Origin of the sequence: Pseudomonas sp. NFACC51 (genome assembly GCF_900103575.1) — a bacterium.
Lineage (GTDB): Bacteria > Pseudomonadota > Gammaproteobacteria > Pseudomonadales > Pseudomonadaceae > Aquipseudomonas > Aquipseudomonas fluorescens_Q.
In genome coordinates this window covers 1-12,584 of record NZ_FMXH01000005.1, presented here as the reverse complement: position 1 = coordinate 12,584, position 12,584 = coordinate 1, and the positions used below count along the sequence as shown (strand labels likewise).

Genomic DNA, 12,584 nt, shown 5'->3' with positions numbered 1-12,584 from the left:
AGAAGGTCGGCCATGAGCCTTCCCGGCCGTCGGGCGGGAGCGGATGGCGGCCCGCTCATGGCGGGCGTGCGCTGTGGTTTCCGGCCTGGATGGCGGCCGGAGACCTCTTCACAAGAACATCATGCCCAGCGCGTCACTGCTCTTCGGCTTTGAGTTCTTTTTCCATTTTCTGGAGTTCCTGGGTGAAGGCCTGGTCCTGAACGGTGGCGCGCTTACGCCAGGGTTTGCGTTCCGGTTCAGGTTGTGCGGCGTAGGTGGTGATTTCCCCGCCGTAAACTTCCTTGTAACGTTGTTCCTGGCGCTCAAGTTCCGCGCGCAGTTCGTCTTTCGTCACAGTTGTACCTAATTAATTGAAATTGAATCTGGTGATACGCACTGCATGTAGACATGCAGACGGCCACGGCACCAGAGCTGACAGCTGACGTAGCATCAGGGCTTCGTGTTGTTGCCAATACAGGGGAAGCGACCTAAAGGTGCTTCGGGCGCCAGGGTATTACCAAGGTGCCTGCGTACGGGAGCGGTCGATTGGCCGTACCGTCGCTGAGTTGCATTATAGCGGTCCAGCTGAATAACACTATCGGGAAATATTTAAAGGGGCCTGTTGTTGTGTGAATCGATGTTTGTATGTGCAAACTTGTGTCAATCAGGTTTCAGAAGATGTCTGCTAGTGCCGATATCCTGATGCCGTTCAAGGCGACAAGTTCAATATCGCCCGCGCCTTCACGTCAAATCGCTTGTCACTCTCGCTCAACTTGTTATCGGGCGTTCGACGGCTGTCGAACTCATGATACCGGGCAGGATTGCGATTATCGGTTGCTGGTTCGATAATCGAACACTGTTGGCGGTCCGGCCCTTGTCTGTCCGTCAGACAGCCGCTTGTAATAGCCGTCATTCCCCGGGAAGGACCAGACATGAACGACCAATTGCGCAATGCTTTCACTTCAGTCGCGCCACCGATCGTCGCCTCGCCGGCCAAGCGGATCCAGGCCCTGACCGGCGATCCCGATTTCATGACCTCCCTGGCCCGCGGGTTGGCCGTGGTCCAGGCCTTCCAGGAGCGCAAGCGGCACCTGACCATTGCCCAGATCAGCCATCGTACGGAAATCCCTCGCGCCGCCGTCAGACGTTGCCTGCATACCTTGATCAAGCTGGGCTACGCCACTACGGATGGACGGACCTATTCGCTGCTGCCCAAAGTGCTGACCCTGGGGCACGCCTATCTGTCCTCGACGCCGCTGGCCGTTTCTGCCCAGCCGTACCTGGACCGCATGAGCGAGCAATTGCACGAAGCCTGCAACATGGCGACGCTCGAAGGCGACGATATCCTCTATATCGCCCGGTCAGCCACCACCCAGCGCCTGATTTCGGTCGATCTGTCGGTCGGCGGGCGTCTTCCAGCCTATTGCACTTCGATGGGCAGGATTCTCCTGGCGGCCCTGGATGACGCTTCGCTGCGCGACTACCTGGACCATGCCGACCTGCAAGCCAAGACCAGCCGCACCTTGCACACCCCCGAGGCATTGCTTGAATGCCTGGAACAGGTGCGGCAGCAAGGCTGGTGCATCGTCGACCAGGAGCTGGAACAGGGCCTGCGTTCGATTGCCGTGCCGGTGTACGACGCTTCCGGTCAAGTAGTGGCCGCGCTCAACGTCAGCACCCATGCCGGGCGGGTCAGCCGCAATGAGCTGGAACAGCGCTTCCTGCCAGGCCTGCTGGGGGCCAGCCGCGACTTGAGCGCGCAGCTGTTCACTTAAGCTGTTCGATAAACGCACAGAGTCGGCGGCGATGAATTGACGGTATTTGCCTGCCCTCATTAATGTCGCGCAGCGTCATCCGGCGTGTTTCGCCGGTCCCTGATCGTTCGCCTGCGTTTATCACGTGGAATAAAAATAAAATGAACCAGCCCCAGACCTCCGTAGGCAACTGCCTCGATGTGCAGTCCTTTATCAATGCCCAACCTATTTCGCGCTACCAGTGGCGGGTGGTGATTCTCTGTTTCCTGATTGTTTTCCTCGACGGCCTTGATACAGCGGCCATGGGCTTCATCGCCCCGGCGCTGTCCCAGGATTGGGGCATCGATCGCGCCAGCCTTGGCCCGGTGATGAGCGCCGCGCTGATCGGCATGGTGTTCGGCGCACTGGGTTCAGGGCCGCTGGCTGACCGCTTCGGGCGAAAAGTCGTACTGGTGGGCGCGGTTTTGCTGTTCGGCGCGTTCAGCCTGGCCTCGGCCTACAGCACCAACGTCGATCAATTGCTGGTGCTGCGTTTCCTGACGGGCCTGGGACTGGGCGCCGGGATGCCAAACGCCACCACGTTGCTGTCGGAATACACCCCGGAGCGCAAGAAGTCCCTGCTGGTGACCAGCATGTTCTGCGGTTTCAACCTGGGCATGGCCGGCGGTGGGTTCATCTCCGCCAAGCTGATACCGGCGTTCGGTTGGCATAGCCTGCTGCTGATTGGTGGGATCCTGCCGTTGATCCTGGCAGTGGTGTTGCTGTTCTGGCTGCCGGAGTCGGCGCGTTACCTGGTGGTGCGCAATCGCGGCACCGACAAGGTGCGCAAGACCCTGGCACCGATCGAACCGAACACGGTGGCCCAAGCGGCGAGCTTCAGTGTGCCGGAACAGAAAACCGTGAAAGCCCGCAATGTGCTGGCGGTGATTTTCTCCGGCACCTACAGCGCTGGCACCTTGCTTCTGTGGCTGACCTATTTCATGGGCCTGGTGATCGTCTACCTGTTGACCAGTTGGCTGCCGACCCTGATGCGCGACAGCGGCGCGAGCATGGAGCAGGCAGCGTTTATCGGTGCGCTGTTCCAATTCGGCGGCGTGTTGAGCGCTGTCGGGGTGGGTTGGGCGATGGACCGGTTCAATCCGCACAAGGTCATCGGCCTTTTCTACCTGATGGCGGGGGTGTTTGCCTACGCGGTAGGGCAGAGCCTGGGCAACATTACCTTGCTCGCCACCCTGGTGCTGGTGGCGGGCATGTGTGTCAACGGCGCGCAATCGGCGATGCCTTCGCTGGCGGCGCGTTTCTACCCGACCCAGGGTAGGGCCACCGGTGTCTCGTGGATGCTGGGCATCGGTCGTTTCGGCGCGATTCTCGGCGCCTGGATGGGCGCGACCCTGTTGGGCCTGGGCTGGAACTTCGAACAGGTCCTGACCGCCCTGGTGATCCCGGCGGCCCTGGCGACCACGGCGGTGGTGATCAAAGGCATGGTCAGCCATGCGGATGCCACCTGAAACCCCGAACCTACACCCCTGTGGCGAGGGAGCTTGCTCCCGCTGGGCTGCGTAGCAGCCCCAAAAACAGGGCCGCTTCGTACTGGAGCGCCAGCCCGGCCCAGCGGGAGCAAGCGCCCTCGCCACGGTTCTCGTTTTCGCTGTGTGGATAAATCGATAGCCAAACAACAATCCGTTCGATAAACGAACACTCAGTCGATTATCGGATTGTTTGGCTTTTCCCCCAGGCTTAATCTTCAGTCACTTCGGCGCTTAACCTCGCGCCTTTTCCTTCATGTCGGTCTACTGGAAAACGGGAGCCTGCCCCATGGCTGAAATCCTTTCGCTGCACGACGCGGTGAAGCAATTCGTCAACGACGGCGATACCGTCGCGCTCGAAGGCTTCACTCACCTGATTCCTACGGCGGCGGGTCATGAAATCATTCGTCAGGGAAAGAAAGATCTGACCTTGGTGCGCATGACACCTGACCTGATCTATGACCAGTTGATCGGCGCCGGTTGTGCTCGCAAGTTGATTTTCTCCTGGGGCGGCAACCCTGGCGTGGGGTCGTTGCACCGCTTGCGCGATGCCGTGGAGAAACAATGGCCGCGCCCGCTGGAGATCGAGGAACACAGCCACGCCGATCTGGCCAACGCCTACGTGGCCGGCGCCTCCGGCCTGCCATTCGCGGTGTTGCGGGCCTACGCCGGCTCCGACCTGCCGAAGGTCAACCCGCTGATCAAGAGCGTAACCTGTCCCTTCACCGGTGAAGTATTGGCCGCCGTGCCTTCGGTGCGCCCTGATATCACGGTGATCCACGCCCAGAAAGCCGACCGCAAGGGCAACGTGCTGCTGTGGGGCATTCTCGGTGTGCAGAAAGAAGCCGCCCTGGCCGCCAAGCGTTGCATCGTCACCGTGGAAGAAATCGTCGACGACCTGAATGCGCCGATGAACGCCTGCGTCCTGCCGACCTGGGCATTGAGCGCCGTGTGCCTCGTGCCGGGTGGCGCTCATCCGTCCTACGCCCACGGCTATACCGAGCGTGATAACCGTTTCTACCAGGTGTGGGATCCGATCGCCCGGGACCGTGAGACCTTCACCGCATGGATCAACGAATACATCCATGGCACTAAAGACTTCAGTGAATTCCAGGCCAGACTGGCAGCCGCTTCGCAGGTGAAACCATGACTTACTCCACCAACGAAATGATGACCGTCGCCGCGGCGCGTCGCTTGAAGAACAATGCCGTATGCTTCGTGGGCATCGGCCTGCCGTCGAAAGCGGCCAACCTGGCACGGCTGACCTCATCGCCGGACGTCGTACTGATCTACGAATCCGGCCCGATCGGTGCCAAGCCCAGCGTACTGCCACTGTCCATCGGCGACGGCGAGCTGGCGGAAACCGCCGATACCGTCGTACCGACCGGTGAGATTTTTCGCTACTGGCTGCAGGGCGGGCGTATCGACGTCGGGTTCCTGGGCGCGGCCCAGGTCGACCGTTTCGGCAACATCAACACTACGGTGGTGGGCGATTACCATCAGCCGAAAGTCCGCCTGCCGGGTGCGGGTGGCGCGCCGGAAATCGCCGGCTCGGCCAAGAGCGTGTTGATCATCCTCAAGCAGTCGGCGCGTTCGTTTGTCGACAAGCTGGATTTCATCACTTCGGTCGGCCACGGTGAAGGCGGCGATTCGCGCAAGCGCCTGGGCCTGCCGGGCGCCGGTCCTGTGGGGATTATCACCGACCTGTGCATCATGGAGCCGGAAGCCGGCACCCATGAATTCGTGGTCACCGCGCTGCACCCCGGCGTGACCCGCGAGCAAGTCATTGCCGCCACCGGATGGGCGATCCGTTTCGCCGACCAGGTGCAAACCACCGCCGAACCGACCGAGGTAGAGCTGCGCGCACTGCGCGATCTGGAAGCTCGCACCGCGGCCGCCCATGGCCAGGCACCGGGAGAAGCCTGATGCGCGACGTTTATATCTGTGATGCGATTCGAACCCCCATCGGTCGGTTTGGCGGCGGTTTGTCCGCCGTGCGTGCCGATGACTTGGCGGCGGTGCCGATCAAGGCGCTGATGGAGCGCAACCCATCGGTGGACTGGAGCGCGGTGGACGAAGTGTTTCTCGGCTGCGCCAACCAGGCCGGCGAAGACAACCGCAACGTGGCGCGCATGGCGCTGCTGTTGGCAGGCCTGCCGGATAGCATTCCCGGTGTGACCCTCAACCGTTTATGCGCCTCGGGCATGGACGCCATCGGCACCGCGTTCCGCGCCATCGCCAGCGGTGAGATGGAACTGGCCATCGCCGGTGGGGTGGAGTCGATGTCCCGTGCGCCGTTCGTGATGGGCAAGGCCGACGCGGCGTTTTCCCGCAGCATGAAGCTGGAAGACACCACCATCGGCTGGCGTTTTATCAACCCATTGATGAAGGCCCAGTACGGCGTGGATGCGATGCCGCAGACCGCTGATAACGTGGCTGATGACTATGCCGTGTCCCGCGCCGACCAGGACGCTTTCGCCTTGCGCAGCCAACAGCGCACGGCAGCGGCCCAGGCGGCAGGTTTTTTCGCCGAAGAAATCGTGGCGGTGCGCATTGCCCATAAAAAAGGTGAAACCGTGGTCGAGCAGGACGAGCATCCTCGCGCCGACACCACGCTGGAGACCTTGGGCAAACTCAAACCGGTCAACGGCCCCGACAAGACCGTCACTGCCGGCAACGCCTCGGGTGTCAACGATGGCGCGGCGGCACTGATCCTGGCCTCGGCCGAAGCGGTGAAGAAACATGGCCTGACGCCGCGCGGCAAAGTGTTGGGCATGGCCAGTGCCGGCGTGGCGCCCCGAGTGATGGGCATCGGTCCGGTGCCGGCGGTGCGCAAGCTCACTGAGCGCCTGGGCCTGGCGGTCGCGGATTTCGATGTGATCGAACTCAATGAAGCCTTTGCCAGCCAGGGCCTGGCCGTGCTGCGTGAGTTGGGGGTGGCGGACGATGCGCCCCAGGTCAACCCGAACGGCGGTGCCATCGCCCTCGGCCATCCACTGGGCATGAGCGGGGCGCGTCTGGTGTTGACGGCGTTGCACCACCTGGAAAAGACCGGCGGCAAGAAAGGCCTGGCGACCATGTGCGTTGGCGTCGGCCAAGGCCTGGCACTGGCAATCGAACGCGTCTGACGCGTCGTTCTACTAATAAGAAACCGAGGAACGCTCCATGACTGACAAGCCTGGTTATCGTCGCCCCCAAGCGGGCACCCAGCCGGAGTATCTGCACCCGCCGTACCAGTCCACCAACCTGCGCTCGCCGTCCAAGCCGTTGGTGTTCCTGCCGCATTCGCTGTCGGAAATTACCGGCCCGACTGTCGGTGCCGACCGCGTGCAAGAGAAGGACCACGACCTGACCGCCCAGCATGCCGGCGAGCCGCTGGGGGAGCGGATCATCATTCACGGGCGCGTGCTGGATGAGCACGGCCAGCCGGTGCCGGGCATCCTTGTGGAGATCTGGCAGGCCAACGCCGCCGGTCGCTACAACCACGATCGCGATAACCATGACGCGCCGCTGGACCCGAATTTCACCGGCACCGGTCGCACCGTCACCGACGCCGATGGCTGGTATCAGTTCCAGACCATCAAGCCCGGCGCCTATCCGTGGGGCAACCACCACAACGCCTGGCGCCCGGCGCATATCCATTTCTCACTGTTCGGGCCGAGCATTCTGACGCGCCTGGTGACGCAGATGTACTTCCCTGGCGATCCGTTGCTGGAATACGACCCGATCTACAACTGCGTGCCGGACACGAGTGCCAAGGAACGCCTGATCGCCCGTTTCGACCTGGAAAAAACTGTCCCTCACTACGCCCTCGGTTACCGCTGGGACATCGTCTTGCGCGGCCGCGATGCCACGCCGATGGAGAAATAAGATGACGCTCACTGCCACCACATCCCACACCGTTGGCCCGTACTACCACATCGGCCTGACCTGGCTGAACCGCGAAGACCTGACCGTCGCCGAAACCCTCGGCCAACGCGTGGCGATCACCGGGCAGGTGGTCGACGGCAACGGCCAGTTCGTCAACGACGCGATGCTGGAAGTCTGGCAGGCCAACGCCGCCGGCAAATACGCCCACCCGGAAGACGACCAGGACAAACCCCTGGACCCGCATTTCGAAGGCTTTGGCCGGGTGCCGGTGGATGCCGAAGGGCGTTTTCGCTTCACCACCATCAAGCCGGGCACTGTGCCGGGATTGGGGGGCACAACCCAGGCACCGCACTTGGTGGTGCTGGTGTTCGCTCGCGGGTTGGTCAAGCACTTGCTGACGCGCATCTATTTCGACGGCGAACAGGCCAACGAAACCGACCCGCTGCTGGCCTGCGTGCCCGAAGAACGTCGCGGCACAATCGTGGCCAAGCCTGATGCGTCGGGCGTGTACCAGTGGAACGTGATCCTTCAGGGCACGGATGCCGAGACGGTGTTCTTCGATTACTGATTCATGATTTTCCCGTGGCGAGGGAGCTTGCTCCCGCTCGGCTGCGAAGCAGTCGCAAAACCAGGCACTGAGGTCATCCTGATACACCGGGTCGCCGGCTTTGGGCTTGCTGCGCAAGCCAGCGGGAGCAAGCTCCCTCGCCACAGGGGATATGAGCCCAGCCCAGAAGTGTATGAACCCATAGGGCCACAGCAAGGGTATGAACCCAGTGAGGGCGAGCTTGCTCGCGATGGCGTCAATACAGGTGCTATCGCTTCAACGTCTGTTTGTGGAACGGGACTGTTACTAAGTGTGTCTAGACTTCGTCAGTCCCCAACGAGTGAATAATCCATGGCCACCCCAATCATCAGCCACTACACCGGCGAAGAACGCAGCAAGCGCATCTTCGCCATCGTCGGTGCTTCATCCGGCAACCTGGTCGAATGGTTTGACTTCTATGTCTATGCGTTCTGCGCAATTTATTTCGCCCCGGCGTTCTTCCCGTCCGACAACCCCACGGTGCAATTGGTCAACACGGCTGGTGTATTCGCCGCCGGGTTCCTGATGCGGCCCATCGGCGGCTGGATTTTCGGCCGGGTGGCGGACCGTCACGGACGTAAGAATTCGATGATGATTTCGGTGCTGATGATGTGCTTCGGCTCATTGCTCATCGCCTGCCTGCCCACCTACAAGGACATCGGCGTCTGGGCGCCGCTGCTGCTGTTGTTCGCGCGCTTGTTGCAAGGCCTGTCAGTGGGCGGCGAATACGGCACCACCGCCACCTATATGAGCGAAGTCGCCCTCAAGGGGCAGCGCGGTTTTTTTGCTTCGTTCCAATACGTGACGCTGATCGGCGGGCAACTGCTGGCGGTGTCGTTGGTGGTGATCCTGCAGCAGTTTCTCAACGAAGACGAACTGCGCGCCTATGGCTGGCGGATTCCATTTGTGGTGGGGGCCGTGGCTGCATTGATTTCTCTGTTCCTGCGGCGCTCCCTGAAGGAAACCAGTAGCAAGGAAATGCGCGAGAACAAGGACGCTGGCAGCATCATGGCGCTGTTTCGCGACCACAAGGCCGCGTTCATCACCGTGCTGGGCTACACCGCCGGCGGCTCGCTGATTTTCTACACCTTCACCACCTACATGCAGAAATACCTGGTGAACACCGCCGGCCTGCACGCCAAGACCGCCAGCTACATCATGACCGGCGCGCTGTTCCTGTACATGTGCATGCAGCCGCTGTTCGGCATGCTGGCGGACAAGATCGGCCGGCGTAACTCCATGCTCTGGTTCGGTGGCCTGGGGGCGTTGTGCACCGTGCCGATCCTGCTGACCCTGAAAAGCATCAGCAGCCCGTTCCTGGCGTTTGTCCTGATCACGTTGGCGCTGGCGATCGTCAGCTTCTACACCTCCATCAGCGGCCTGGTGAAAGCGGAAATGTTTCCACCTGAAGTCCGGGCGCTGGGGGTAGGGTTGGCGTACGCGGTGGCGAATGCGATTTTTGGCGGATCGGCGGAGTACGTTGCCCTGAGCCTGAAGGCCCAGGGCATGGAAAACGCTTTTTATTGGTATGTCACGGTGATGATGGTGGTGGCGTTCCTGTTCAGCCTGCGCCTGCCCAAGCAGCCGGCGTATTTGCACCATGACCTTTGAATCCACCTGATCATTTGAGGCTTGTTTGAGTCATTGTGGCGAGGGAGCTTGCTCCCGCTGGGCTGCGTAGCAGCCCTCTCTTGTGAGCGCTTCGCACTCAAGCGGGAGCAAGCTCCCTCGCCACGGGACATCTACCTTCCCAAGGACTGTTTATGAGCGAACGACCGGGCAATCAACTATTCGATGTCTACTTCACCGCCCGCGACATGCGCGAGGTGTTCTGCGATGCGGGTCGGGTCCAGGCCATGCTGGACGTCGAAGCCGCCTTGGCCCGGGCCGAGGCGCGGGTCGGGGTGATTCCGCAAAGTGCCGTGGCGCCGATCGAGCAGGCTTGTCGTGCGCAGCTGTACGATTTTTCGGCACTGAGCGAAGCGATCGCCAGCGCTGGCAATTCGGCAATCCCGTTGGTCAAGGCGTTGGGCAAGCGCATCGCCGCCGAGGATGCCGAAGCCGAGCGCTACGTGCATCTGGGCGCCACCAGCCAGGACGTGATGGACAGTGGGCTGGTGCTGCAACTGCGCCTGGCCTTGGGGCTGATCGAAGGCGAGCTGGCGCAGTTGGCCGCCACCCTGGCCCGACAAGCCGAACACTACGCCGCCACGCCGCTGGCCGGACGCACCTGGCTGCAGCACGCCACGCCGGTGACCCTGGGCATGAAGATCGCTGGTTGGCTGGGGGCGATCACCCGCAGTCGCCAACGTTTGAAAGAACTCAAGCCGCGCTTGCTGGTGCTCCAATTCGGCGGCGCCTCCGGAACCCTCGCCGCCTTGGGTGAACACGCTTTGCCCATCGCCGAAGCCTTAGCCGCCGAATTGCAACTGAACCTGCCCGAGCAGCCGTGGCACACCCAGCGCGATCGCCTGGTGGAATTCGGTTCAGTGCTGGGCCTGATCGCCGGTAGCCTGGGCAAGCTGGGCCGCGACATCAGCCTGTTGATGCAGACCGAGGCCGGCGAAGCGTTCGAGCCCTCGGCGCCGGGCAAGGGTGGTTCGTCCACCATGCCGCACAAGCGCAACCCGGTGGGCGCGGCAGTGCTGATCGGCGCGGCGACGCGAGTGCCTGGCTTGTTGTCGACGCTGTTCAGCGCCATGCCCCAGGAACACGAGCGCAGCCTGGGCCTGTGGCACGCCGAATGGGAAACCCTGCCGGAGATCTGCTGCCTGGTGTCCGGTGCCTTGCAGCAGGCGCGGCTGCTGGCCGAAGGATTGGAAGTGGACGCGGCGCGCATGGCCCGCAACCTGGAACTGACCCAGGGGCTGGTGCTGGCCGAAGCGGTGAGCATCGTCCTGGCCCAGCGTGTGGGACGCGACGCGGCGCATCATCTGCTGGAGCAATGCTGCAAGCGCGCCGTGGCCGAACAACGGCATTTGCGTGATGTGCTGGGGGATGAACCTCAGGTCACTGCGCAGCTATCCGCGACCGAGCTTGATCATCTGCTCGACCCGGCGCACTACCTCGGACAAGCCCAGACTTGGGTCGCCCGGGCCGTGGCCGAACACCTTGCCTTGAACGCCTGAAAGGAGATTGTTGTGGGATTCGTCAAACTCGCCGAGGGCGATCTGAACTATCGTTTTGATGGGCCGCAAGACGCCCCTGTGCTGGTGCTCTCCAACTCCCTGGGCACCGATCTGCACATGTGGGACGAGCAGGTCGCGGCTTTCAGCGAACACTTTCGCGTGCTGCGCTTCGACACGCGCGGCCATGGCCAGTCGCTGGTCACGGAAGGGCCGTACAGCATCGAGCAACTGGGCCGCGATGTGCTGGCGATGCTTGATCAGTTGAACCTCGACAAGGTGCATTTCTGCGGCTTGTCCATGGGCGGGTTGATCGGCCAATGGCTGGGCATCAACGCCGGCGAGCGCCTGTACAAACTGGTGGTGTGCAACACCGCGGCCAAGATCGGCGATCCGTCGGTGTGGAACCCGCGCATCGAAACCGTGCTGCGCGACGGCAAGGATGCGATGGTGGCGTTGCGCGATGCTTCGATCGCCCGCTGGTTTACTGCGGATTTTTCCGAGGCTCATCCTGCGAAGGTGAAGAAAATCACCGACATGCTCGCTGCCACATCGCCCCAAGGCTACGCGGCCAACTGCGCGGCCGTGCGTGATGCCGATTTCCGCGAGCAGTTGTCGTCGATTCGCGTGCCGCTGCTGGTGATCGCCGGCACCGAAGATGCCGTGACACCGCCGTCGGGTGGGCACTTTATCCAGGAGCGGGTCAGTGGCGCGGAGTACGCCGAGTTCTACGCCGCGCACCTGTCCAACGTCCAGGCCGGCGCCGCCTTCAGCGCGCGGGTGCTGGATTTCCTGCTTGATTCTGGCCGTGCCTGAGGAGTTTTTTGTGGACGAGAAACAACGTTACGACGAAGGCATGCAAGTACGCCGCGCGGTGCTGGGCGATGCCCACGTCGATCGCAGCCTCAATGCCCTGACCGAGTTCAACAGCGAATTCCAGGAGATGATCACCCGCCACGCCTGGGGCGACATCTGGACTCGCCCGGGCCTGCCGCGCCATACCCGTAGCCTGATTACCATCGCCATGCTGATCGGTATGAACCGCAACGAAGAACTCAAGCTGCACCTGCGCGCCGCCGCCAACAATGGCGTGAGCCGCAGCGAGATCAAGGAAGTGATCATGCAGAGCGCCATCTACTGCGGCATCCCGGCGGCCAACGCCACGTTCCATCTGGCCGAGTCGGTGTGGGACGAACTGGGCGTCGAATCGCGGGCTTAAGGGGTTACCTCATTTCCTGTGGGAGCGAGCTTGCCCGCGATAGCGGTGGTTCAATTGATGGGGGATGTTGAATGTGATGACGCCATCGCGAGCAAGCTCGCTCCCACACTGGATCTTCAGTGAGCGCTGATTTTGTGCTCGGCACCGATTCCCTGTGGAAGCTAGCCTGCTCGCGATGACGGTGGTACAGCCTCCATCCATGTTTGGCTTTTACAGCAAGCTGAGCGGATAGCTGATGATCAACCGGTTCTCATCGAACTCATTGGTACTGTAATCCCGGCGTATCGTCGAGTTACGCCACTTCACGTTGAGACTCTTCAACGCGCCGCTCTGCACGGTGTAGGCCAGCTCACTTTCCCGACCCCATTCCTTGCCGTCGTCAACGGTGGCGGTGTGCACGTTGTCACCGCTGATGTAGCGGTTCATCAACGTCAGGCCCGGCACGCCAACGGCGGCGAAGTTGAAGTCGTGGCGCAGTTGCCAGGATTTTTCCTTGGCGTTGTCGTAGCTGGAGTTGTAGCTGTC

At 62.0% G+C, this 12,584-nt stretch carries 13 protein-coding genes; 11 read left to right on the top strand and 2 right to left on the bottom strand.

Annotated elements, in window-relative coordinates; genetic code table 11:
• Positions 1–133: 133 nt before the first annotated feature.
• Positions 134–334, bottom strand: coding sequence for a hypothetical protein (locus BLT00_RS11710; protein WP_003198635.1), 201 nt, complete (start codon positions 332–334; stop codon positions 134–136).
• A gap of 577 nt (positions 335–911) precedes the next feature.
• On the opposite strand from BLT00_RS11710, the gene pcaR reads away from it, so the two are divergent.
• From pcaR to pcaC, 11 genes are all read left to right on the top strand, one after another.
• Positions 912–1,754: a pca regulon transcriptional regulator PcaR gene (gene pcaR, locus BLT00_RS11705; protein WP_014336961.1), complete on the top strand. Its 843-nt coding sequence runs from the start codon at positions 912–914 to the stop codon at positions 1,752–1,754.
• Positions 1,755–1,894: 140 nt separating this feature from the next.
• A complete protein-coding gene (locus BLT00_RS11700; RefSeq protein WP_072342041.1) occupies positions 1,895–3,241 on the top strand; it encodes a 4-hydroxybenzoate transporter PcaK in 1,347 nt (448 codons plus the stop codon).
• Between the two features lie 307 nt (positions 3,242–3,548).
• Positions 3,549–4,409, top strand: coding sequence for a CoA transferase subunit A (locus BLT00_RS11695; RefSeq protein ID WP_092144284.1), 861 nt, complete (start codon positions 3,549–3,551; stop codon positions 4,407–4,409).
• Positions 4,406–5,185, top strand: coding sequence for a CoA-transferase subunit beta (locus BLT00_RS11690; RefSeq protein ID WP_053178376.1), 780 nt, complete (start codon positions 4,406–4,408; stop codon positions 5,183–5,185). The genes BLT00_RS11695 and BLT00_RS11690 overlap by 4 nt, the downstream gene beginning before the upstream one ends.
• Complete coding sequence (pcaF, locus tag BLT00_RS11685) at positions 5,182–6,387, top strand: 3-oxoadipyl-CoA thiolase (RefSeq protein WP_175456216.1); 1,206 nt, start codon at positions 5,182–5,184, stop codon at positions 6,385–6,387. Before BLT00_RS11690 ends, pcaF begins: the two co-directional genes overlap by 4 nt.
• 37 nt (positions 6,388–6,424) lie before the next feature.
• Positions 6,425–7,129, top strand: a complete 705-nt coding sequence (gene pcaH, locus BLT00_RS11680; RefSeq protein ID WP_092144292.1) for a protocatechuate 3,4-dioxygenase subunit beta — start codon at positions 6,425–6,427, stop codon at positions 7,127–7,129.
• A 1-nt stretch (position 7,130) separates the two neighbouring features.
• Positions 7,131–7,697, top strand: a complete 567-nt coding sequence (gene pcaG / locus BLT00_RS11675) for a protocatechuate 3,4-dioxygenase subunit alpha (protein ID WP_072409768.1) — start codon at positions 7,131–7,133, stop codon at positions 7,695–7,697.
• A 330-nt stretch (positions 7,698–8,027) separates the two neighbouring features.
• A complete protein-coding gene (locus BLT00_RS11670; protein WP_063322593.1) occupies positions 8,028–9,326 on the top strand; it encodes an MFS family transporter in 1,299 nt (432 codons plus the stop codon).
• 152 nt (positions 9,327–9,478) lie between these two features.
• The gene (locus BLT00_RS11665; protein ID WP_092144294.1) at positions 9,479–10,843 is read left to right on the top strand and encodes a 3-carboxy-cis,cis-muconate cycloisomerase; all 1,365 of its coding nucleotides are present in this window, start codon (positions 9,479–9,481) and stop codon (positions 10,841–10,843) included.
• A 12-nt stretch (positions 10,844–10,855) separates the two neighbouring features.
• A complete protein-coding gene (gene pcaD, locus BLT00_RS11660) occupies positions 10,856–11,656 on the top strand; it encodes a 3-oxoadipate enol-lactonase (protein ID WP_092144296.1) in 801 nt (266 codons plus the stop codon).
• A 10-nt stretch (positions 11,657–11,666) separates the two neighbouring features.
• A complete protein-coding gene (gene pcaC / locus BLT00_RS11655; protein ID WP_014336968.1) occupies positions 11,667–12,059 on the top strand; it encodes a 4-carboxymuconolactone decarboxylase in 393 nt (130 codons plus the stop codon).
• A gap of 210 nt (positions 12,060–12,269) precedes the next feature.
• On the opposite strand, the gene BLT00_RS11650 is transcribed toward pcaC, so the two are convergent.
• Positions 12,270–12,584, bottom strand: a 315-nt coding sequence (locus tag BLT00_RS11650; protein ID WP_139209640.1) for an OprD family outer membrane porin, incomplete at its 5' end; no start/stop codon positions are given.

Bases quoted from the DNA above. Each gene is read 5' to 3' on its own strand.
- pcaR (WP_014336961.1), top strand. From the start codon at position 912: ATGAACGACCAATTGCGCAATGCTTTCACTTCAGTCGCGCCACCGATC.
- BLT00_RS11700 (WP_072342041.1), top strand. From the start codon at position 1,895: ATGAACCAGCCCCAGACCTCCGTAGGCAACTGCCTCGATGTGCAGTCC.
- BLT00_RS11695 (WP_092144284.1), top strand. From the start codon at position 3,549: ATGGCTGAAATCCTTTCGCTGCACGACGCGGTGAAGCAATTCGTCAAC.
- BLT00_RS11690 (WP_053178376.1), top strand. From the start codon at position 4,406: ATGACTTACTCCACCAACGAAATGATGACCGTCGCCGCGGCGCGTCGC.
- pcaH (WP_092144292.1), top strand. From the start codon at position 6,425: ATGACTGACAAGCCTGGTTATCGTCGCCCCCAAGCGGGCACCCAGCCG.
- pcaG (WP_072409768.1), top strand. From the start codon at position 7,131: ATGACGCTCACTGCCACCACATCCCACACCGTTGGCCCGTACTACCAC.
- BLT00_RS11670 (WP_063322593.1), top strand. From the start codon at position 8,028: ATGGCCACCCCAATCATCAGCCACTACACCGGCGAAGAACGCAGCAAG.
- BLT00_RS11665 (WP_092144294.1), top strand. From the start codon at position 9,479: ATGAGCGAACGACCGGGCAATCAACTATTCGATGTCTACTTCACCGCC.